19 protein-coding genes and 4 tRNA genes are annotated in these 20,680 nt (G+C 67.9%); 11 read left to right on the forward strand and 12 right to left on the reverse strand.

Annotation, left to right across the window (positions count from 1 at the left end):
* Positions 1-118: 118 nt before the first annotated feature.
* Together RWO82_RS05765 and thrS are read right to left on the reverse strand one after the other, a co-directional pair.
* Positions 119-670: an HIT domain-containing protein gene (locus RWO82_RS05765; RefSeq protein WP_314424588.1), complete on the reverse strand. Its 552-nt coding sequence runs from the start codon at positions 668-670 to the stop codon at positions 119-121.
* Positions 667-2,592, reverse strand: a complete 1,926-nt coding sequence (thrS, locus tag RWO82_RS05770; protein ID WP_314424683.1) for a threonine--tRNA ligase — start codon at positions 2,590-2,592, stop codon at positions 667-669. The genes RWO82_RS05765 and thrS overlap by 4 nt, the downstream gene beginning before the upstream one ends.
* A 235-nt stretch (positions 2,593-2,827) precedes the next feature.
* Between thrS and RWO82_RS05775 the strand changes: the two genes are divergently transcribed.
* Together RWO82_RS05775 and RWO82_RS05780 are read left to right on the forward strand one after the other, a co-directional pair.
* On the forward strand, positions 2,828-3,247 hold the full coding sequence (locus RWO82_RS05775) for a hypothetical protein (RefSeq protein ID WP_314424590.1): 420 nt from the start codon (positions 2,828-2,830) through the stop codon (positions 3,245-3,247).
* 56 nt (positions 3,248-3,303) lie between these two features.
* Positions 3,304-4,641, forward strand: a complete 1,338-nt coding sequence (locus RWO82_RS05780; RefSeq protein ID WP_314424593.1) for a deoxyribodipyrimidine photo-lyase — start codon at positions 3,304-3,306, stop codon at positions 4,639-4,641.
* Positions 4,642-4,773: 132 nt separating this feature from the next.
* Here RWO82_RS05780 and RWO82_RS05785 read toward each other — a convergent pair.
* From RWO82_RS05785 to RWO82_RS05795, 3 genes are all read right to left on the reverse strand, one after another.
* Positions 4,774-4,845, reverse strand: a tRNA-Val gene (locus RWO82_RS05785).
* A gap of 25 nt (positions 4,846-4,870) precedes the next feature.
* A tRNA-Cys gene (locus tag RWO82_RS05790) sits at positions 4,871-4,941 on the reverse strand.
* A 53-nt stretch (positions 4,942-4,994) separates the two neighbouring features.
* Positions 4,995-5,067, reverse strand: a tRNA-Gly gene (locus RWO82_RS05795).
* 152 nt (positions 5,068-5,219) lie between these two features.
* On the opposite strand from RWO82_RS05795, the gene RWO82_RS05800 reads away from it, so the two are divergent.
* Positions 5,220-5,292: transfer RNA gene (locus RWO82_RS05800), tRNA-Val, on the forward strand.
* Positions 5,293-5,875: 583 nt separating this feature from the next.
* Entirely contained in the window at positions 5,876-6,298 is a 423-nt protein-coding gene (locus RWO82_RS05805; protein ID WP_314424594.1) for a GIY-YIG nuclease family protein, read from the forward strand.
* A 73-nt stretch (positions 6,299-6,371) separates the two neighbouring features.
* Here RWO82_RS05805 and RWO82_RS05810 read toward each other — a convergent pair whose 3' ends face one another.
* Positions 6,372-6,755, reverse strand: a complete 384-nt coding sequence (locus RWO82_RS05810; protein ID WP_314424597.1) for an SPW repeat protein — start codon at positions 6,753-6,755, stop codon at positions 6,372-6,374.
* 150 nt (positions 6,756-6,905) lie between these two features.
* Here RWO82_RS05810 and RWO82_RS05815 point away from each other — a divergent pair, with 150 nt between their 5' ends.
* Entirely contained in the window at positions 6,906-7,235 is a 330-nt protein-coding gene (locus tag RWO82_RS05815; RefSeq protein WP_314424599.1) for a Pr6Pr family membrane protein, read from the forward strand.
* On the opposite strand, the gene RWO82_RS05820 is transcribed toward RWO82_RS05815, so the two are convergent.
* The 3 genes from RWO82_RS05820 to zapE form a co-directional block, all read right to left on the reverse strand.
* Positions 7,214-7,777: a type II toxin-antitoxin system PemK/MazF family toxin gene (locus RWO82_RS05820; protein WP_314424602.1), complete on the reverse strand. Its 564-nt coding sequence runs from the start codon at positions 7,775-7,777 to the stop codon at positions 7,214-7,216. The genes RWO82_RS05815 and RWO82_RS05820 overlap by 22 nt on opposite strands.
* Positions 7,778-7,797: 20 nt before the next feature.
* Positions 7,798-9,036, reverse strand: coding sequence for an ammonium transporter (locus RWO82_RS05825; protein WP_314424605.1), 1,239 nt, complete (start codon positions 9,034-9,036; stop codon positions 7,798-7,800).
* A gap of 114 nt (positions 9,037-9,150) precedes the next feature.
* A complete protein-coding gene (gene zapE, locus RWO82_RS05830) occupies positions 9,151-10,200 on the reverse strand; it encodes a cell division protein ZapE (protein WP_314424608.1) in 1,050 nt (349 codons plus the stop codon).
* A 147-nt stretch (positions 10,201-10,347) separates the two neighbouring features.
* On the opposite strand from zapE, the gene RWO82_RS05835 reads away from it, so the two are divergent.
* The gene (locus tag RWO82_RS05835) at positions 10,348-11,241 is read left to right on the forward strand and encodes a sulfurtransferase (RefSeq protein ID WP_314424612.1); all 894 of its coding nucleotides are present in this window, start codon (positions 10,348-10,350) and stop codon (positions 11,239-11,241) included.
* A 19-nt stretch (positions 11,242-11,260) separates the two neighbouring features.
* The gene (locus RWO82_RS05840; protein ID WP_314424615.1) at positions 11,261-11,692 is read left to right on the forward strand and encodes a SufE family protein; all 432 of its coding nucleotides are present in this window, start codon (positions 11,261-11,263) and stop codon (positions 11,690-11,692) included.
* On the opposite strand, the gene RWO82_RS05845 is transcribed toward RWO82_RS05840, so the two are convergent.
* Entirely contained in the window at positions 11,676-12,830 is a 1,155-nt protein-coding gene (locus tag RWO82_RS05845; protein ID WP_314424616.1) for an alpha/beta fold hydrolase, read from the reverse strand. The two genes, RWO82_RS05840 and RWO82_RS05845, sit on opposite strands and share 17 nt — an antisense overlap.
* A gap of 25 nt (positions 12,831-12,855) precedes the next feature.
* Here RWO82_RS05845 and RWO82_RS05850 point away from each other — a divergent pair, with 25 nt between their 5' ends.
* The 4 genes from RWO82_RS05850 to RWO82_RS05865 all read left to right on the forward strand — a co-directional run bounded on the left by RWO82_RS05850 (position 12,856) and on the right by RWO82_RS05865 (position 18,066).
* Complete coding sequence (locus tag RWO82_RS05850; RefSeq protein WP_314424618.1) at positions 12,856-13,437, forward strand: DUF3000 family protein; 582 nt, start codon at positions 12,856-12,858, stop codon at positions 13,435-13,437.
* Positions 13,430-14,623, forward strand: a complete 1,194-nt coding sequence (locus RWO82_RS05855) for a ribonuclease D (RefSeq protein WP_314424620.1) — start codon at positions 13,430-13,432, stop codon at positions 14,621-14,623. Before RWO82_RS05850 ends, RWO82_RS05855 begins: the two co-directional genes overlap by 8 nt.
* A 73-nt stretch (positions 14,624-14,696) precedes the next feature.
* Positions 14,697-15,902: a thiolase family protein gene (locus tag RWO82_RS05860; RefSeq protein ID WP_314424621.1), complete on the forward strand. Its 1,206-nt coding sequence runs from the start codon at positions 14,697-14,699 to the stop codon at positions 15,900-15,902.
* A gap of 4 nt (positions 15,903-15,906) precedes the next feature.
* Positions 15,907-18,066 carry a 3-hydroxyacyl-CoA dehydrogenase NAD-binding domain-containing protein gene (locus RWO82_RS05865; RefSeq protein ID WP_314424623.1) on the forward strand — a complete coding sequence of 720 codons (2,160 nt, stop codon included), beginning with the start codon at positions 15,907-15,909 and terminating at the stop codon, positions 18,064-18,066.
* A 50-nt stretch (positions 18,067-18,116) separates the two neighbouring features.
* Here the strand turns inward: RWO82_RS05865 and RWO82_RS05870 are convergent, their stop codons facing one another.
* The gene (locus tag RWO82_RS05870) at positions 18,117-19,772 is read right to left on the reverse strand and encodes a GMC family oxidoreductase (RefSeq protein ID WP_314424625.1); all 1,656 of its coding nucleotides are present in this window, start codon (positions 19,770-19,772) and stop codon (positions 18,117-18,119) included.
* Entirely contained in the window at positions 19,769-20,680 is a 912-nt protein-coding gene (locus RWO82_RS05875; RefSeq protein WP_314424627.1) for a YegS/Rv2252/BmrU family lipid kinase, read from the reverse strand. Before RWO82_RS05875 ends, RWO82_RS05870 begins: the two co-directional genes overlap by 4 nt.

The following is a 20,680-nucleotide window of genomic DNA, read 5'->3' on the forward strand; positions in this document are numbered from 1 at the left end:
TTCGTCTCGGTCGGCTCCGCCGTCCTCGCTCAACGACCGGGAAGACGCGGCTTTGCCGTCCTCGCTCAACGAACGGGGGGCGGCGATCGGCGCCGTCCCCGCTTAACGAACGGGGGCTCTAAGAATGCTTCGGCCAGGCGTTCGCGACAGCGTCGCGCACCTCGCCGAGCAGCTGGGGCAGGGCCTTGGTCTTCGCGATGATCGGGAAGAAGTTGGCGTCCGACGTCCATCGCGGCACGATGTGCTGGTGCAGGTGTCCGTCGACGCCGGCCCCAGCGACGGCACCCTGATTCATGCCGAGGTTGAACCCGTCGCAGCGCGAGACCTCACGCAGCACGCGCATGCCGATCTGCGTCAGGGCGCCGATCTCGGCGACCTCCTCGGGCGTCGCCTGGTCATACGTGCCGATGTGGCGATACGGGCACACCAGCAGGTGCCCCGAGTTGTAGGGGAAAAGGTTGAGCAGCACGTAGGCGGTCTCACCGCGAGCGACGATCAGCCGTTCGGCATCCGGGAACTTCGGAGCTTCGCAGAACGGGCACTCCTCGCGCAACGGCTCGGGGCCGGCCTTGATGTACGCCATCCGGTGCGGCGTCCACAACCGCTGGAACTCGTCGGGGACGCCCGCGAACTCGCCGGCGTCCTCCCACGCCTCCGGCGTCGTCGTCACGCCAGGTCCCCTGCTGTCTGCACGAGCGTGTGCGCGTCGATCGCGGCACGGATGCGCGACACGGCGTCAGCGATGGGAACGCCGTTCTCCTGGGTACCGTCGCGGTAGCGGAACGAGACGGTTCCCGCATCGCGGTCCTTCTCGCCCGCGATCAGCAGCAGCGGCACCTTGCCGGTCGTGTGCGTGCGGATCTTCTTCTGCATGCGGTCGTCGGAGGTGTCGAGCTCTGCGCGCACTCCCTGCGAGCGGAGCGTCTGGATGACGTCGCCGAGGTAGTCGGCGAAGTCATCGGCGACGGGGATCCCCACGACCTGCACGGGAGACAGCCACACCGGGAAGTCACCGGCGTAGTGCTCGAGCAGGATCGCGAAGAAGCGCTCGATCGAGCCGAACAGCGCCCGGTGGATCATGATCGGACGCTTCTTCTGTCCGTCCTTGTCCATGAACTCGAGCTCGAAGCGCTCCGGCAGGTTCGGGTCGACCTGAACGGTCGAGAGCTGCCAGGTGCGGCCGATCGCGTCACGAGTTTTGAGGTCGATCTTCGGGCCGTAGAACGCGGCCTCGCCGGGGACCTCGGTGAGCTTCAGGCCGGACGCGAGGGCGACGCGACGCAGGGCATCCGTCGACGACTCCCAGAACTCGTCGGAGCCGATCCACTTCGACTTCTCGTCGTCCTTCATCGACAGCTCGAGCTCGAAGTCGGTGAGACCGAAGTCCCTCAGCATCGAGAGGATGAACTCCAGGACCTTCGCGACCTCCGACTCGAGCTGGTCGGGAGTTACGAAGAGGTGCGAGTCGTCCTGGGTGAAGCCGCGCACGCGGGTGAGACCGTGCAGCGCTCCGGACAGCTCGTTGCGGTAGACCGTGCCGTTCTCGGCGAACCGCAGCGGGAGATCGCGATAGCTGCGTGCACGCTCCTTGTAGATGAGGATGTGCATCGGGCAGTTCATGGGCTTCAGGTAGTAGTCCTGGCCCTGCTTGGTGATGTTGCCCTCGTCGTCGCGCTCCTCGTCCATGACGATCGGCGGGTACATGCCCTCCTTGTACGTCACGAGGTGGTTCGAGGTGAGGAAGAGGTCTTCCTTCGAGATGTGCGGCGTGTACACATAGGTGTAGCCGCCCTCGATGTGGCGCTTACGGGCGTGCTGCTCCATCTCCCCTCGGACGATGCCGCCGCGAGGATGCCAGACCGACAGCCCCGAGCCGATCTCTTCGGGGAACGAGAACAGATCGAGTTCCTTGCCCAGTCGACGGTGGTCGCGCTTGGCGGCCTCCTCGAGACGGTGCTGGTACTCGCGCAGCTCGTCCTTCGACGGCCAGGCGGTGCCGTAGATGCGCTGCAGTTGCGGGTTCTTCTCGCTGCCCCGCCAGTAGGCGGCTGCGATGCGGGTGAGGTCCCAGCCGTTGCCGATCATGCGGGTGTTCGGGAGGTGCGGGCCGCGGCAGAGGTCCTTCCAGACGACCTCTCCGTCACGGGTCGTGTTGTCGTAGATCGTCAGCTCGCCCTCGCCGACCTCGACCGAAGCCCCCTCGGCGGCCTCCTTGCCGCCCTTGAGACCGATGAGCTCGAGCTTGAACGGCTCGTCCGCGAGCTCGGCGCGCGCCTCGTCGTCGGTGACGATACGACGCACGAAGCGCTGGCCCTCACGGACGATGCGCTGCATCTCCTTGGTGATGGCCTTGATGTCCTCGGGCGTGAACGGGGTCTCGACGCCGAAGTCGTAGTAGAAGCCGTCGGTGATGGGCGGGCCGATGCCGAGGTTCGCCTGGGGGTTGATGCGCTGCACGGCCTGCGCGAGCACGTGCGCCGCCGAGTGGCGGAGGATGTTCAGTCCGTCGGGGCTGTCGATCGTGACCGGCTCGACCTCGTCGGCATCCGTCACGGTGGCAGCGAGGTCCTTGAGGGTGCCGTTGACGCGCATCGCGACGACGGAACGGTCGGAGAACAGGGCGAAGCCGTCTTTCGGCTGGGCATTTTCAGGCACGGAACACTCCATCTGGGTCTGGGATCTAGGCTACTCGCATGCCCGGGCGGGAATGACCGTCACGACACGACGTCGGATGCGGAGCAGGGCGCGGTGGGACCGATGACCACGATCATGAGCGGCGACCTGCCTCAGCTCCGGGCTTTCGACCCGGTCGGGGTAGCGTGAGCGGATGATCAGAGCACTGGCGCGTTGGATCCTCGCACTCGCACTCGGGGCGATCGGCATCGTCCATTTCGTGAGCACCCGCGGCTTCCGGGTCGTCGTGCCGGACTGGGCCACGAAGGCCACGCGCCTCGACAAGGACGCGATCGTGATCGCCTCGGGAGCCGCTGAAGTCGCTCTCGCGATCGGGCTGCTCGCCCTCCCGAAGGAGAGACGCCGCATCGGCGTCGCGACTGCCGCGTTCTTCGTCGCGGTCTTCCCCGGGAATGTGCACCAGTGGCGCACACGACGGTCGACGCCGGGTCTCGATACCGAGGCTCGACGTTTCGGACGTCTCTTCCTCCAGCCGCTCCTGGTGCTGTGGGCCCTGTGGTCGACTGCCGAGCCCGCGCCCGCGCGGAGGCGAGCGAGGCGCCGTAACCGCTGAGCTCACCGACGCGCAACCCCGCCCCGCCTTTCGATCAGTCGAGCAAGAATGGTGCCATGGCCTCTCCCTCACTCGTCTGGCTTCGAGACGACCTTCGACTCGCCGACAATCCGGCGCTCCGAGCGGCGATGGATCGCGGCGAGCCCCTGATAGTGCTGTACGTCCTCGACGAGGAGTCCCCCGGCATCCGGCCGTTGGGCGGTGCCGCACGTTGGTGGCTGCATCACTCGCTCGCATCCCTGAGCGAGGCGCTGAGTGAGCGGGGCGTGACGTTGACGCTGCGCCGCGGGCCCGCCCAGCGCGTGGTGGCGCAGACGGTCGCCGACACGGGAGCCACGGCGGTGTTCTGGAACCGACGCTACGGCGGCGCCGAGCGCGAGGTGGATTCGGCCCTCAAGTCCTCTCTGCGCGAGGACGGGCTCGAGGTGACGTCCTTCCAGGCATCGCTGCTCCACGAACCGTGGACGGTGAAGACGGGCGGCGGCACCCATTTCTCCGTGTTCACCCCTTTCTGGCGTGCCTGCCTCGCACTTCCCACGCCGCGAGCGCCTCTTCCCGCGCCGCGGAGCCTCGACGGAGTCGCTCGCCCTCCGGCCTCCGACGACCTCGACGACTGGAACCTGCTGCCTACCCGCCCTGACTGGGCCGGTGGACTGCGCGAGACCTGGGACCCCGGCGAGCCCGCAGCGCGTGCTCGGCTGCACTCGTTCCTGCGCGAGGACATCGCATCGTACGACCGCGCACGTGACGAGCCCTCGGCAGGTGCCACCTCCCTGCTCTCCCCCCGCCTGCGCTGGGGAGAGCTCAGCCCGTTCACGGTCTGGCACGAGGCGGTCGAGGCCGACGGCGCCGCCGGATTCCTCTCAGAGCTGGGCTGGCGCGAGTTCGCCTGGCACACCACGTTCCACTCCCCCGATCTGGCCACGGTCAATCTCCGTCGTCAGTTCGACGCCTTTCCCTGGCCGCCGCTCGACCCGGCGCAGCTCGACGCCTGGCAGCACGGCGACACCGGCATCCCGCTGGTGGACGCGGGCATGCGCGAACTCTGGCACACGGGCTTCATGCACAATCGCGTGCGCATGGTCACGGCATCATTCCTCGTGAAGAATCTGCTCATCGACTGGCGCCGCGGAGAGGAGTGGTTCTGGGACACGCTGGTCGACGCGGACGGCGCGAACAACCCCTTCAACTGGCAGTGGGTGGCAGGTTCCGGAGCGGATGCCGCTCCCTACTTCCGTGTGTTCAATCCTGAGCTGCAGGCGAAGAAGTTCGACCCGCAGGGGCTCTACATCTCGCAGTGGGCGGCGGATGCTCCCTCGGAGCCGATCGTCGATCTCGCAGCGACCCGCAAGGCCGCGCTCGCGGCGTACGACGTCGTCAAGCGCTCCGCCTGACCGCAAGCGGATCGGCTCGGACCCCGGCGCCGCCTGTCCTGCGGGACGTCTGGCCCAGGTGGCGACGCCCGTCCGAAGGGCCCGAAACCCCGTTACGCAGAAAACCCCTGATTTCTCAGGGGTTTTCGTCTGTGCGCGATACTGGGATCGAACCAGTGACCTCTTCCGTGTCAGGGAAGCGCGCTACCGCTGCGCCAATCGCGCCCAAGTGGGCTATTCAGTTTGTGCGAGGTGGCGACGGGATTCGAACCCGTGTAAACGGCTTTGCAGGCCGGTGCCTAGCCGCTCGGCCACGCCACCGTGTGGATTGACCCCACGTGCTGAAGGCCCTCCGAAGAAGGCCCCTGCACTTGAGCGGATGACGAGACTCGAACTCGCGACCCCAACCTTGGCAAGGTTGTGCGCTACCAACTGCGCTACATCCGCGTTGTTCCCGGTTGTTGTCCCGGGCACATATGAAACATTAGCCGATGAACGGCGACTGTCAAAACCGGGAACGAATCTCGCGCGTGTCCACGGGAGTGGTCATCAGGGCGGTCTGCCGTCGGGTAGTATCGGTTGACGTACCCCACGGGTATGGGCGATTGGCGCAGTTGGTAGCGCGCTTCCTTCACACGGAAGAGGTCATCGGTTCGAGTCCGGTATCGCCCACAGAAGAAGAGAAAGCCCCGCGACCTTCCCGGTCAGCGGGGCTTTTTCGCGCGTGCGGGGCATCGTCCTCTCCCGAACTCGATCTGTGAAGGCCCTCAGTCGATTCGTTCGCCCCTCGTCACGATGGCCGGGCTCGATCGAGGGCGTGCCGGCAGACGACGTCGCACTCCCCCATGAAGGAGGAGACGTGAGCGTGAGAAGAGCGGTGTCAGCGGCCGTCGCAGGTGTGGCAGCCGGACTGGTGACGAGGTCGCTGGTGCGCGATCGAAGGGAGGCGGACGGCGACGGCCGCCATCCCGAAGGCTGGAAGGCGGTGACGATCCTCGGCGATCGCGCGGAATTCACCACCGACCTCCCTCAACCGCTCCGCGAGATCTCCGGGGCGCTCGACATGCACGTCGGGCCCTGGTCGGCGTCATCCTGTACCTCGTCGCCGGGACGGCGGGGGTCTTGATCCATCCTCTGGTCGCCTCGGTGATCTTCCTGCTGCTTCCCGCGTTCTACGGCGCCACGAGCCATGGCCACGATCATCACCCCTCACTTCCCGCCGCGGGTGTCGGTAGCCCCGACTAGCCTCGGGACGGTGAACGCACCTCCGCTCCCCGATCCGTGTCTGCTCTGCGGTCGTAGCGAGGGGCGTCGCGCGGACGGCGTGCTCGCCTGCGCATGGTGCGGCTGGCGCGTGGGTGACACACCCGACCACGATCTCCCTCGCCCCGTCATCGAGGTCGTCTACTACATCCGCTACGACCGTCGCGTGAAGATCGGCACCAGTCGGCGTCCCCGGCAGCGGCTCTCGAGCATCCGTCATGACGAGCTGCTCGCGTTCGAGCGGGGTGGCCGGGTTCTCGAGCAGACACGTCACCGCGAGTTCGCCTCTGTGCGCGAAGGCGGCGAGTGGTTCACGCTGACACCGCAGCTGCGGGCCCACATCGCGACTCTGCAGACGGTCCCCGACCCGTGGCAGCTGCACGCCCGCTGGATCGCGGAGGGGTTCTGGCTGTGACGTCGCCCCGCGCGGGGCAGAACTGAGGCCCCGCACGGGACCGATACCGTACGGGGCCTCAGGGTCTGTGTCGTCAGGCGCGGGCCGAGGCCTTGACCTTCGCGGGCTGCGGCTGCGAGAAGAGCACGACGACGATGACGGCGACGCCCACGACGACGTGCGGGACCCACACGTTCGGCGCCTCGGTCGAGAAGCCGAAGATCCAGGGCGACAGCGCGAGGAACAGGCTCGCGACGATGTCGAACACGAGGTGCACGGGCATCGGGATGAAACCGAAGGGGCCCCATTCGTACTTCGTGAAGAGGCTGTAGACGATCAGTCCGACTCCGAGCACGATGGGGATGATGACGGCAGGGCCGCCGATGCTCGCGAAACCGAACAGCCACGGAGCGGCGATCAATGCGACTCCGACGACGTAGTCGAGGATTCCGTGGACCTTCGTGGGGATGAAACGCATGATTCCTCCTGTGATGTCGTCGCGTTCTGCGACTCGCAGTTGGTTCGCAGCGCTCACCGAATCGGATTGCCGTGCACCGCTCGTAGTCTGTACCGATGACGTCGACGCCTGCTCCGCCCCGGCACGGGGAGTGCGCCGGCATGGGTGAGCATGATCCTGCACGTGGCCCTGCCGCTGCTCGTGCTCGCCGACTGGGTCTTCGCACCGGATCGACGTCCCCAGCCGTGGAGCACCCTCTGGATCGCGCTGCCCTATCCCCTGCTCTGGCTCGTCATCGTGCTGATCCGCGGGCGGACGGACGGATGGGTGCCCTATGGGTTTCTTCTCCCGCAGCGGGGGCCGCTCTCACTGGTGGCGACCGTCGCCGCGCTGCTCGTGACTCTGCTCGCCTCGGCGGCGATGGTGTGGGGACTCAGCAGGCTGCAGGTCGCGCGACGCACGCCGGCGCCCCGTGCGGTTCAGACGGAGGCCCAGCCGTAGCGCCGGACGAGCGCCGCTGCCACGCGGTCATAGCGCGACCTCTCCAGCACGGCGGCCTCGCGACGCAGACCCCTCTCGTGCACGCTGTAGAGCTGCTCGACGTCGACCCATGATTCGCGTCCCTGCGAGTCCCAGGCGCCCGAGCCTATCGACAGGTAGTCGCGGTCTCCGTCATGCGCCTTGCTGGTCATGCGGACCGCGTACACCCGGTCTGCGGACTGCCTCCCCACGACGAGCACGGGGCGGTCCTTGCCTCGGCCGTCTCCCTCTTCGTAGGGAACCCATGTCCAGATGATCTCGCCCGCATCCGGTGCGCCGTCGCGGTCGGGAGCGTATCCGATGCGGAGGTCGTCGATGCGGTCCGGATCGACGCGCAGCGTCGTCGTATCCGCGGACGACGACCGGACGCGCACCTCCTCGGAGGTGCGCAGACGCGCGTCCGGGCGCCTCGGACGGGGTTTCGTCCGAGACGCCCGGTCAGATCCCAATGCTGTGAGGAGGATCTCCGCGAGTCTTGTCAGGATGCCGTTGCCTTTAGCCACACGGTCACCCTAACGGCTTGTCAAGCGTCTGCGAGTGCGTAGCCCTCCTCGCCGTGGACGACCTGGTCGACGCCCGCGATCTCGTCCTCGTTGGTCACACGGAAGCCGATCGTCTTCTGGATCGCGAAGCCGATGATGAAGGCGACCACGAAGGAGTAGATCAGCACTCCGAGTGCGGCGATCGCCTGCACGGCGAGCTGTCGGGCGTCGCCGCCGACGAACAGGCCCGTGCCGGTCGCGAAGAAGCCGAGGTAGAGCGTTCCGATCAGACCGCCGACGAGGTGGATGCCGACGACGTCGAGCGAGTCGTCGAAGCCGAGGCGGAACTTCATCTCCACCGCGAGAGCGCAGACAATACCGGCGACCGCGCCGAGGAGCAGCGACCATCCGGGCGTCAGGTTGGCGCAGGCGGGCGTGATGGCGACGAGACCGGCGACAGCACCCGACGCCGCGCCGACGGAGGTGGGCTTGCCGTCCTTGATCTTCTCGATGAGGATCCATCCGAGGATCGCGGCCGCCGTCGCACCCAGCGTGTTGAGACCGATGAGTCCGACGCCGCCCATGTCCTCTGCGAGCCACTCGGCGCCGGCGTTGAAGCCGAACCATCCGAACCACAGGAGCGCAGCGCCCAGCAGCGTCAGCGGCACGTTGTGCGGCTTGAGGATTCCCTTCTGGAAGCCGATGCGCTTGCCGAGGACCAGCGCGAGAGCGAGCGCTGCGGCACCGGCGTTGATGTGCACGGCCGTTCCACCGGCGTAGTCGATGACGCCGATCCCGCTGTCCTCGCCGAAGAGCGTGGTGCCGAGGTTCATGATCCAGCCGCCGCCCCAGACCCATGCCGCGACGGGGAAGTAGCCGACGGTGGCGAACACACCGGCGAAGATCAGCCAGCTGCCGAACTTCGCACGGTCGGCGATCGCACCCGAGATCAGGGCGACAGTGATGATGGCGAAGGTGGCGCCGTAAGCGACGCCGAGGAGCGCCACGTTCGATCCCTCGCCCTCCGCGAGCGAGGAGAGGCCGATGTCCGCGAACGGGTTGCCGGCGAAAGCGGTGGGGCTGTCGACGGCGCTCATCGAGAATCCGAAGAGGATCCAGAGCACCGCCACGAGGCCGATAGAGCCGAAGCTCATCATCATCATGCTGACGACGCTCTTGGCCTTCACGAGGCCGCCGTAGAAGAAGGCGACGCCGGGCGTCATGAGCAGTACGAGGGCGGTCGCGGTGATCGCCCAGGAGATGTTGCCTGGAGCATCCATAGTCAAACCTCACATTCGGGAACTGAGAGCTTCAGTGTGGCGAGACCCGATTTCCGGAATGCGTGAAGTTTGTTGCCGGGGTGTTACAGGCACATCCCCCGTGTGAACATCGTGTTACGCGACACTGCGATCCGCGTGTGTGAGTGCATTGAGTCTGGAGATAGCCCGCAGATACTTCTTGCGGTATCCCCCGCCGAGCATCTCCTCCGCGAAGACCTGGTCGAGACTCACTCCCGTCGCGACGATCGGGATCTGCGCGTCGTACACACGGTCGACGAAGGCGACGAAGCGAAGCGCCTCGGACTGATCGGTCAGAGTGTGCACGTCACGGAGTCCCACGAGGTCGAGCCCCGAGATGACGCGGAGGTAGCGCGAGGGATGCACTCGGGCGAGATGCCGGATGACGTCACCGAAGGCGTCGTCGGACGCGGTTCCGGCCGACGCGCCCGCCTCGACGGCCGCCGCATACGCGGGCCCGTCGGTCACGACGGCGTGCCCGTCGAGCGCGCGCTGTCGGAAGTCGACGCCGTCGATCCGGAGCGTCTGGAAGCTGTCGGACATCGCGTGGATCTCACGCAGGAAGTCCTGGGCGGCGAAGCGCCCCTCTCCCAGAGCGTTCGGGGGCGTGTTCGAGGTGGCTGCCAGCCGGGTTCCCGTCGGCACCAGTTCGCCGAGCAGGCGCGTCATCACCATGGTGTCGCCCGGGTCGTCGAGCTCGAACTCGTCGATGCAGAGCAGATCGGCCCCTTTGAGCAGGTCGACCGTGTTCTTGTACCCGAGCGCGCCGACGAGGGCGGTGTACTCGATGAACGAGCCGAAGTACTTCCTGCGCGCCGGCATGGCGTGGTAGATCGACGCGAGGAGATGGGTCTTGCCCACTCCGAAGCCGCCGTCGAGATAGACGCCGGGCTTCACCTCGGGCTCCTTCTTGGCACGGCTGAAGAGCCCCCCGCGCTTGGCCGCGGGCGCACGACCCGCGAACCGGATCAGTGTCTCCTTCGCCTCCTCCTGCGACGGGTACTCCGGGTCCGCGCGATAGCTCTCGAAGGTCGCGCCGTCGAACTGCGGCGGAGGAACGAGGCTCGCGAGCATCTCGGGGCCGGTGACGGTCGGCTGGCGATCGGTGAGGTGCACGATGCCCGTGCGGGTGGGCGTGTCGGTCATCACGGTCCTGTATCGGGGGCGCACCTGTGTCGAAGTCTTACGAATCGGGTGCAGTGCGCTCGGCGTGGATCTATCGTCGAAGTGACGGATCCACACTACGCCGTCCGCACCCGGCATCATCGCCGCTCACAGTCTGAGGAGATCCCTGTGGCCATCGAGTTCGACACGTCATCACCGAAGTTCGCCGAATACGCCGAGCCCGGCCGCCTCGTCACCACCGAGTGGCTCTCCGAGCGTCTCGGTCAGCCCGGTCTCGTCGTGGTCGAATCAGACGAGGACGTGCTGCTGTACGAGACGGGGCACATCCCCGGAGCGGTGAAGGTCGACTGGCACACCGAACTCAACGACCCCGTGGTCCGCGACTACGTCGACGGCGAGGGATTCGCGAAGCTCCTCAGCAGCAAGGGCATCTCGCGCGATGACACGGTCGTCATCTACGGCGACAAGAACAACTGGTGGGCCGCCTACGCTCTCTGGGTCTTCTCGCTCTTCGGACACGAGGACGTGCGGCTGCTCGACGGCGGTCGAGACCGGTGGATCGCCGAGGGCCGCGAGATCACCCGTGATGCGCCGCAGATCACCCCGAGCGACTACCCCGTCGTCGAGCGGGACGATTCAGCCATCCGCGCCTACAAGGACGACGTCCTGGCCCACATCGGCAGTCCGCTCATCGACGTGCGCTCGCCGGAGGAGTACAGCGGGGAGCGCACGACGGCGCCCGCGTACCCGGAGGAGGGCACGCTGCGCGCCGGCCACATCCCGACCGCGCAGAGCGTGCCGTGGGCGAAGGCCGTGGCCGAGGACGGCGGCTTCAAGTCGCGAGCCGAGCTCGATGCGATCTACCGCGACGGTGCGGGTCTCGCCGACGGGGACGACGTCGTGGCCTACTGCCGCATCGGCGAGCGGTCGAGCCACACGTGGTTCGTGCTCAAGCACCTCCTCGGCTTCGAGAACGTGCGCAACTACGACGGTTCGTGGACGGAGTGGGGCAGTGCCGTGCGGGTTCCGATCGTGACCGGCACCGATCCTGGAGCGCTCTGAGCATGTGAGAATGTCAGGGATGAGCACCTCGCACGTTCCTGACATCCTCGCCGAGATTCGCGACGGCTTCCTCGAGACTCCGGAGTCGGACCGGCTCCTCCTGCTCCTCGAGTACTCCGACGAGCTCCCCGAGGTGTCGGAGGAAGTGGCGAGCCATCCCGAGATGTGCGAACGGGTCGCGGAGTGCCAGTCCCCCGTCTACATCTATGTGGAGGTCGCCGACGGCGTCGTGACGATGCACGCCACCGCCCCGCCTGAGGCGCCGACGACACGCGGATTCGCAAGCATCCTGGTGCAGGGCATCACGGGTCTCACCCCCGATGAGGTGCTCGCGATCCCGGACGACTACCCGCAGTCGATCGGTCTCACCAAGGCCGTCTCACCTCTGCGGATCGGCGGGATGACCGGCATGCTGATGCGCGCCAAGAACCAGGTCAGGCAGAAGCGCTGAGACCCTGCCCGCGCAGCCAATCGGTGATCGCCGCGCTCCATCCGGTCTGGTCGTAGTTCCACAGTTTCGTGTGCCTCGCCACGGAGAATCGCGGCATCGTGACGAGGTCCGGTCGTTCTCTCTGCAGTTCATGCGACGCATCCGCGGGGACGAAGCCGTCGTCTTCGCTGTGCAGGATCAGGATCGGCAGTTCGAGCTCCGAGGCGCGGGCGACGACATCGAGCCGGTCGAACGGGATCGCCTCGTCGGCCCCGCTCAGGCGCGCCGTCAGCGGCACCGACAGGGCGCTCATCGCGAGGTCCGGGAGGGGCGCTCTCATGCCCGCCTTCTTCGCCTGGAAACGCAGGACCGAGGGCCAGTCGACCACGGGCGACTCGAGGATCAGACCGGCCACGCGCCCTCTGTTGCCGGAGTTCAGGGCCGTCTGCAGCACGACCGCACCGCCCATCGACCACCCCATGAGCACCACCCGTTCGGCTCCTCTGCGCAGCGCATACGAGATCGCCGCGTCGACGTCGCGCCATTCCAGCGCACCGAGCGCATAGCCGCCGCTGCGGCTGCGCGGGGCCTCGCCGTCGTTCCGATAGGAGACGACGAGGTTCGGGAGTCCGGCGGCGTGCAGCACCGGCACCGCGCGGAGACACTCGGCCCGAGTCACGCCGCGACCGTGCACCTGGATCACCCAGGTGCTGGACTCCGCCGGGAAGAACCACGCGGGGCACGGCCCGGCGGGCGACCCGATGAGGACGTTCTCCCAGCGGAGATGGAGCTCGCTCGGCGACGTGTAGTACCAGCCGCTGAACGCTGCGGAGCGATCGACGCGGGCGCCGGTCTCGATCTGCGTGAGGAGCTTGCGCCGCACGGTGGTGGCGTCCGCACCGAGCACGGCGCCGAGCTTGACGTAGCCGTGGGTGCCCGTGGTGAAGAGTCCGTAGCGCCCGGGCAGCTCGGTGTCGGGCGTGCGGGCGAGCTCGATCGTCTGAGCGCCCGTGTCGACCGCGAGGATCTCCACATCCGCCGGGCGCGCGGCCGGTTGGACGACCTTTCGAGCGATGCCGATGACGAGCAGAGCCATCGCCCCGCCGAGGGCGATCACTGCGGGGACAACGAGTGCAACGGCGTGCCTGAGACTCTTCATCGCCTCCTGACTCTAGCCTGTTGCCGTGACCGCATACCCCGATGCCGGGACGATCTTCGACGCCGCTGTAGACGAAATCCGTGACACAGCGTTCCGCGCCGACCTCACGGTCCGCGAGATCTCCACCCCGCAGGGCCTCGCGCCGTACGCGCTGGCGCTGGCTGCCGATGTCCGCCCCGACGACGCGGGCGAGTCCGTCTACGGCACAGGTCGCTTCGTGCTGCTGCACGATCCCGAGGCCCCCTCGGCGTGGGGAGGCGCCTGGAGGATCGTGATCTTCGCCCAGGCCCCGCTGGAGACCGAGATCGGCACCGATCCCCTGCTCGCCGACGTCACGTGGTCCTGGCTCGTGGACGCCCTCGATTCCCGAGGCGCCGGCTACCACGCGGCGTCGGGCACGTCGACGAAGACCCTCTCGAAGGGCTTCGGCGGACTCGCTGACGAGGGCGACGGAGCGCAGATAGAATTGAGGGCGTCCTGGACGCCTTCCGGCCCCTTCCGGCCTCACGTCGAGGCCTGGGCCGAGTTGGTCGGGATGCTGGCGGGCCTTCCGCCGGGATCCGAGGGCATCGCCGTGATCGGCGCGCGAAAGGCAGCACGTGACTGAATACTCCGTGATCTCCGACGTCTCGGAGTTCCATGCGGCATGCGCCGCACTCGCCGCAGGCACAGGGCCTGTCGCGGTCGACGTCGAGAGGGCATCCGGCTTCCGCTACTCACAGCGGGCGTATCTGGTCCAGGTCTTCCGGCGCGACGCCGGAGTGTTCCTCTTCGACCCGCCGGCTCTCGGCGACTTCAGCCCCCTGCAGGACGCCATCGGCGATGTCGAATGGATCTTCCACGCTGCGAGCCAGGATCTTCCCTCGCTGCGCGAACTCGACCTTCTGCCGCGATCGATCTTCGACACCGAGCTCGCGTCCCGACTCCTCGGGCACGAGCGCGTCGGTCTGGCCGCCGTCGTGGAGAACACCCTCGGGATCACGCTCAAGAAGGAGCACTCGGCCGCAGACTGGTCGACGCGCCCGCTGCCGGCCGCATGGCTCGAGTACGCAGCCCTCGACGTGCTTCACCTCGTGGATGTCTACGAGATCCTGTCCGTCGAACTCGAAGAGCAGGGAAAGACGGAATTCGCGGCCGAGGAGTTCGCCGCGACGCTGACCCGCCTGCCCAAGCCTCCGAGAGAGGATCCCTGGCGTCGTCTGAGCGGCCTGCATCAGGTGCGCGGCGCCCGCAACCTCGCGGTGGCACGGGAGCTCTGGCGGGCGCGGGAATCGTTCGCCCAGGAACAGGACGTCTCCCCCGGGCGCCTCGTGCCGGATCGCTCGCTCGTCGCCGCGGTCCTCGCCAATCCCCAGAGCAAGCAGGCGCTCGCGGGCATCAAGGAGTTCCAGGGACGGGCGAGCCGCACGCAGCTCGACCGGTGGTGGCAGGCCATGGTCGACGGACGCACGACGGAAGAGCTGCCGCGCGAGCGGGTTCCCAGCGACGCGCTCCCGCCGCCCCGCGCCTGGTCGGACCGCAATCCCGAGGCGGATGCGCGGCTCAAGGCCGCTCGCCCGATCGTCGAGGCGACGGCTGAGGAACTGGGGATGCCGACCGAGAACCTCCTGACTCCCGACCACCTCCGCCGCATCGCGTGGGATCTCCCGGGTACGACGCCGGAGGCCGTCGCGACCGCGCTCGCCGCGCTCGGGGCTCGCCCCTGGCAGATTGCACAGACTGCACAGAAGATCGCCGACGCCTTTGTAGAGGCCGCGCAAACGCCCGACGAGGCGTCCACGCCCGCTTCGTAGGTTCGATCCAACCGATTCCTCCCGGTTTCGCGCCCTCCATAGACTGAGGCCACCGCACAAACTTGGAGGCAGAGTGGCCGAGATCTCGGACGTCTTCTTCGTCGATGGAGTGCGCACCCCCTTCGGGCGCGCCGGCGAAAAAGGCATGTACTGGAACACCCGCGCAGATGACCTCGCCGTGAAGGCGACCATCGGCCTGATGGAGCGGAACGCCGCCGTCCCGGCTGATCGCATCGACGACGTGGCCATCGCCGCGACCAGCCAGACGGGCGATCAGGGACTCACTCTCGGTCGCTCGGTGGCGATCCTCGCGGGCCTGCCGCAGAGTGTCCCCGGCCTCGCCGTCGAGCGCATGTGCGCGGGAGCGATGACCAGCGTGACGACCATGGGCGCATCGATCGGAGTCGGAATGTACGACTTCGCCCTCGCCGGTGGCGTCGAGCACATGGGGCACCACCCGATCGGCGGCAACGCCGACCCGAACCCGCGCTTCGTCGCCGAGAAGATGGTCGACCCCGGCGCGCTCAACATGGGTGTCACTGCGGAGCGGATCTTCGACCGCTTCCCGCACCTCACCAAGGAGCGCTCGGACCGATACGGCATGCTCAGCCAGCACAAGGTGCAGGCTGCGTATGACGCGGGCAAGATCCAGCCGGATCTCGTGTCCGTCGCCACCAAGACGGCCGACGGCGCCTGGGGCCTCGCCACGGAGGATGAGGGCCGTCGCCCCCAGACGACCATGGACGACCTCGCGGCTCTCAAGACGCCGTTCCGCCCGCACGGTCGCGTGACCGCCGGCACCTCTTCGCCCCTCACCGACGGCGCGACGATGTCGCTGCTCGCCGGGGGCGGTGCGGTGAAGGAGTTCGGACTCGCGCCGAAGATGCGAATGGTCTCGTTCGCGTTCGCCGGCGTGCAGCCGGAGATCATGGGAATCGGCCCGATCCCGTCGACCGAGAAGGCTCTGAAGAAGGCCGGACTCACGATCGCCGACATCGGACTGTTCGAGCTGAACGAGGCGTTCGCGATCCAGGTCATCTCGCTGCTCGACCACTTCGGCATCGCGGACGACGACCCCCGCGTCAATCAGTGGGGCGGAGCGATCGCGCTCGGTCACCCGCTCGCGGCATCCGGCGTGCGTCTGATGATCCAGCTCGCGGCGCAGTTCGCCGAGCGACCCGACGTGCGCTACGGCCTGACCGCGATGTGCGTCGGTCTCGGCCAGGGCGGTTCCGTCATCTGGGAGAACCCGCACTACGACGGCAAGAAGAGGAAGTAATTCCATGGCCAACTCTGTCTCCGAGCAGTACGCGACTGTCGACTTCTCTCCCATCCAGGCCCTCACCGACGGCGAGGTGATCACGCACTCCCCCGTGCGTGACATCCGCCTCGCGTCGGGCAAGGTGCTCGCCCTGATCACGCTCGACAACGGGCGCGACCACACGCGCCCGAACACCCTGGGTCCCGCGACGCTCACCGCCCTCGGCGAGACGCTCGACGGACTCGCGGCGCGCGCCGCAGCCGGGGAGATCCAGGCGGTCGGCATCACGGGCAAGCAGTACATCCTCGCCGCCGGCGCAGACCTCTCCGACATAAGCAAGGTCGGATCGCGCGACAACGCCCGTCTGATCGCGCAGCTCGGTCACAAGGTGCTGGGCAAGCTGAGCGAGCTGGGGGTCCCGTCGTTCGCGTTCGTGAACGGCCTCGCCCTCGGCGGAGGCCTGGAGATCGCGCTGAACTCGACCTACCGCACGGTCGACGCCTCGGCGGCGGCGATCGCTCTGCCCGAGGTGTTCCTCGGCATCATCCCCGGCTGGGGCGGGGCGTATCTGCTGCCGAACCTGATCGGCATCGAGAACGCGCTCGAGGTCGTCATCTCGAACCCGCTCAAGCAGAACCGGATGCTGAAGCCGCAGCAGGCTCACGATCTGGGAATCGTCGACGCGATCTTCCCCGCGGCCAACTACCTCGAGAACTCGCTCGCGTGGGCCGATGCCGTCCTCGGCGGCAAGAAGGTCGAGCGCAAGAACGAACCGGGCAAGATCGAGCGGCTGACCAAGTGGCCGATCGCCATCAAGATGGCCCGCGGAATGCTGGAGTCGAAGATCGGCACCGTGCCGAAGTCGCCGTACGCCGCACTCGAACTGCTCGACAAGGCGAAGGGCGGCACCAAGGCAGAGGGTTTCGCCCGGGAAGATGAGGCGCTCGCCGATCTCGTGACCGGCGACCAGTTCGCCGCGTCGATGTACGCCTTCGACCTCGTGCAGAAGCGTGCGAAGCGCCCGGTCGGAGCACCCGACAAGGCTCTCGCCAAGAAGGTCACCAAGGTCGGCATCATCGGCGCGGGGCTCATGGCGAGCCAGTTCGCTCTGCTGTTCGTGCGCAAGCTGCAGGTGCCGGTGCTGATCACCGACCTCGACCAGGCTCGCGTCGACAAGGGCGTCTCGTACATCCACGAGGAGATCGGCAAGCTCGAAGCGAAGGGGCGCCTCGACGCCGACACGGCGAACAAGCTGCGCGCGCTGGTCACCGGCACGACCGACAAGAGTCTGTACGCTGACTGCGACTTCGTGATCGAGGCCGTCTTCGAAGAGGTCGGCGTGAAGCAGCAGGTGTTCGGCGAGATCGAGAAGATCATCGCCGAGGATGCGATCCTCGCCACGAACACCTCGTCGCTGTCGGTCGAGGAGATCGGCGCGAAGCTCGCTCACCCCGAACGGCTCGTGGGCTTCCACTTCTTCAACCCCGTCGCGGTCATGCCGCTGATCGAGATCGTCAAGACGCCCGTGACCTCCGAGGGAGCCCTGTCGACCGCGTTCGTGGTCGCGAAGAGCCTCGGGAAGAACGCGGTGCTGACCGCCGACGCTCCCGGTTTCGTCGTGAACCGCCTGCTCGCCAAGGTGATGGGCGAGGCGGCGCGGGCCGTCTACGAAGGCACTCCGATCACGGATGTCGAGAAGGCGTTCGCGCCCCTCGGGCTGCCGATGGGCCCGTTCCAGCTGATCGACCTGGTCGGATGGAAGGTGGCCGCCCACGTGCAGGACACGATGGCGCACGCGTTCCCCGACCGCTTCTACGCCAACGAGAACTTCCACGCTCTCGCGGAGCTCGATGCGGTCGTCGAGAAGGACAAGGGCGGTCGTGTCACCGGCTGGACGAAGCAGGCCGAGAAGCTGCTGAAGCCGGCCGTCGGCAAGACCCCGGCATCCGCGGAGACGATCCTGCAGCGCGTGCAGGACGGCCTGGCGAGCGAGATCAGGCTGATGCTCGACGAAGGGGTCGTGCCCGAGGTCGAGGACATCGACCTGTGCCTCATCCTCGGCGCGGGCTGGCCGTTCATCGACGGCGGCGCCTCACCGTACCTCGATCGTGAGGGCGCGTCGCAGCGAGCGTTCGGCGGCGACTTCCACACCCCGCAGATCCGCGGCATCGAGAATCGCTGACGCCGCACGCGAGGAGGGGGCTGCCATCCGGCGGCCCCCTCCTCTCGCGTTCACTGAGTGGGGCGCTCGTCAAGCTCTCCGGAGCGCGGCCAGAAGGACATGGCCCGCTCTGCGAGAGCGGTGATCGTGAGCGAAGGGTTCACCCCCGGGTTCGCAGGCACCGCTGCGCCGTCGACGACGTGGAGCCCCGGATGGCCCCACACGCGATGGAAGCGGTCGACCACTCCGTTCTCGGGCGAGGCGGAGATCACCGCACCACCGAGGAAGTGGGCCGTGAGGGGTACCCCGAAGATCTCGGGCCACGACCCTCGAGCCTCGGCCGTGACACCGGCCTCCTGCTCGACGCGCGCCGCGATCGCCGCAGCAGCGCGATGCGCCTGCGGCAGGTGACTCGGGTTCGGCTGTCCGTGTCCCTGCGCGCTCGTCATGACCACCCTCCCGAACCGACGGCGCAGCGACAGGGTGAGGGAGTTGTCGCGAGTCTGCATGACAAGTGCGATGATGCCCCGCTCGCTCCAGCAGCGCAGCGAGCCGAGGCGTGCCTGGCGGATCGGTGCGCGGAGCACCTGACCCACCAGACTCCTCAGGCGCCCCGCGAGCCCGCGGTCGCCGGGGACCATGACCGACGCGAGTGCGCCCATGAGGTTCGAGCCCGGCCCGTACCGCACGTTCTCCACGTGGGTGCTGTCGTCGATGTGGAACGAGGTCGTGATCGCGACGCCGCGTGCGAGCTCGAGGGCATCCGGAACGCCGACCGCGACGGCACCGTCGAGAGCCTCCGAGTTGGTGCGCGTGAGACGTCCGACCGCATCGGAGACGCGGGGAAGAGCTCCCGAGTGCTTCATGCGGTGCAAGAGCTGTTGCGTGCCCCAGGTTCCCGCGGCGAGCACGACCTGACGTGCCCGGACCGTGCGGCGGTCACGGCGAAGCCAGGCGCCGGTCCTTTCGCTCGTCACCGCGAAGCCGCCGTCTGCCAGAGCACGCACCTCGGTGACGGTCCGCATCGCCTCGATCACGGCACCCCGCCTCTCTGCCAGAGGGAGGTAGTTCTTCATCAGGGTGTTCTTCGCTCCGATCCGGCATCCGACCATGCAGTTGCCGCAGAGCGTGCACCCTGTGCGCTCGGGGCCTTCGCCGCCGAAGAACGGGTCGGGAGTCCGCTCGCCGGGTGTGCCGAACCACACGCCCACAGGAGCATGGCGGAAGGTCGCTCCCACCCCGAGATCGGCTGCAGCACCCGCCATGATGCGCTCGACGGGACCCGAGTGCGGGTAGCGCTCGACCACGCCGAGCATCCGCTTGGCCGTCGCGTAGTGCGGCGACAGCTCGGCTGCCCAGTCTGCGAGCTCCTGCCACTGAGGATCCGTGAAGAACGCGGGGCCCGGCTCGTACAGCGTGTTCGCGTAGTTGAGCGATCCTCCGCCCACTCCCGCCCCGGCGAGGATCATCACGTGAGGGAGACGGTGGATGCGCTGAATGCCGAAGAGCCCCAGCCTCGGCGCCCAGAGATAGCGTCGCACGTTCCAATTGGTCTTCGCGAAGTCCGCGTCCTCGAAGCGGCGACCGGCCTCGTACACGCGGACGCGATAGCCCTTCTCGACCAGTCGCAGTGCGGCGACGGATCCCCCGAAGCCCGAGCCGATGACGATGACGTCCTCGTCGGCGGCGGCATCAGCGTGCTGCGGGCTGTCTCCGGGCTTGCTCATCTCGACTCCTCCGGGTTCGCGGGGACGAGCATCGTCAGAGCGGACCGCCGGATGCCGATGGTGCACTCGTTCTCGGCGAGTCTCTCGCCGTCGGCGTAGACGACGAGCCCGGGAGCGCGAACCGACACGGAGCGCGCCCGACGATGCGTCACTTCGGGTCGGTCCAGATGGTGCCCTCGGAGCAGAAGCGGGAACAGCCGCAGCAACCGGGATCGGGTGAGCGGCGCGACGTGCACGATGTCGAGCAGCCCGTCGTCGGCGACAGCCCCGCTGCACAGCGGCATTCCCCCTCCGTAGCTCTCGGTGTTGCCCACCGCGACGAGCGTTCCGGGCGCGCGCACCGACCGCTCGCCGTCGATCTCGACCGTGAAGTCCACGGGCCGGAGCCGCACCAGCTCGACGACCAGCGCCACGTAGTAGCGGAGCACGCCATGTGGCCAGCGCAGCCGATTCGTGCGGTCGCTCACCTTCGCATCGAAACCGAGGGCCGCGATCGTCAGGAACAGATCGACTCGACCGGCGGCGCGGACCTCGCCCACGTCGATCCTGCGCGCAACGCCGGTCAGAGCGAGCTCTGCAGCGGCGACCGGGTCGCGACGCGGCAGCCGGAGAGCGCGTGCGAGGTCATTGCCGGTGCCCGCCGGCACCAGGGCGACGGGGACGTCTGCGGCGCACACGGCGTCGAGGATGCCGGAAAGGGTGCCGTCGCCGCCCACGACCACGAGCACGCGAGGCCTCGCTGCAAGCGCCTCCGTCACGAGGGCCAGGCCCGAGGCAGCGGACTCTCCCGCGTACGCCCGCACGTCCGCCCCGCGGGCACGCAGATGCGCGAGCGCCGCCCCGGCCTCGTGCGCACCACGCCCTTTCCCGGCGGAGGGGTTCGACAGCACCGCGATGTGTCCGGCCAT

The sequence above is a fragment of the uncultured Microbacterium sp. genome (genome assembly GCF_963521645.1).
Classification (GTDB): Bacteria; Actinomycetota; Actinomycetes; order Actinomycetales; family Microbacteriaceae; genus Microbacterium.

Bases quoted from the DNA above. Each gene is read 5' to 3' on its own strand.
- thrS (WP_314424683.1), bottom strand. From the start codon at position 2,592: ATGCGCGTCAACGGCACCCTCAAGGACCTCGCTGCCACCGTGACGGAT.
- RWO82_RS05775 (WP_314424590.1), top strand. From the start codon at position 2,828: ATGATCAGAGCACTGGCGCGTTGGATCCTCGCACTCGCACTCGGGGCG.
- RWO82_RS05780 (WP_314424593.1), top strand. From the start codon at position 3,304: ATGGCCTCTCCCTCACTCGTCTGGCTTCGAGACGACCTTCGACTCGCC.
- RWO82_RS05810 (WP_314424597.1), bottom strand. From the start codon at position 6,755: ATGCGTTTCATCCCCACGAAGGTCCACGGAATCCTCGACTACGTCGTC.
- RWO82_RS05815 (WP_314424599.1), top strand. From the start codon at position 6,906: ATGATCCTGCACGTGGCCCTGCCGCTGCTCGTGCTCGCCGACTGGGTC.
- RWO82_RS05825 (WP_314424605.1), bottom strand. From the start codon at position 9,036: ATGGATGCTCCAGGCAACATCTCCTGGGCGATCACCGCGACCGCCCTC.
- zapE (WP_314424608.1), bottom strand. From the start codon at position 10,200: ATGACCGACACGCCCACCCGCACGGGCATCGTGCACCTCACCGATCGC.
- RWO82_RS05840 (WP_314424615.1), top strand. From the start codon at position 11,261: ATGAGCACCTCGCACGTTCCTGACATCCTCGCCGAGATTCGCGACGGC.
- RWO82_RS05845 (WP_314424616.1), bottom strand. From the start codon at position 12,830: ATGAAGAGTCTCAGGCACGCCGTTGCACTCGTTGTCCCCGCAGTGATC.
- RWO82_RS05865 (WP_314424623.1), top strand. From the start codon at position 15,907: ATGGCCAACTCTGTCTCCGAGCAGTACGCGACTGTCGACTTCTCTCCC.
- RWO82_RS05870 (WP_314424625.1), bottom strand. From the start codon at position 19,772: ATGAGCAAGCCCGGAGACAGCCCGCAGCACGCTGATGCCGCCGCCGAC.
- RWO82_RS05875 (WP_314424627.1), bottom strand. From the start codon at position 20,680: ATGGCCGGACACATCGCGGTGCTGTCGAACCCCTCCGCCGGGAAAGGG.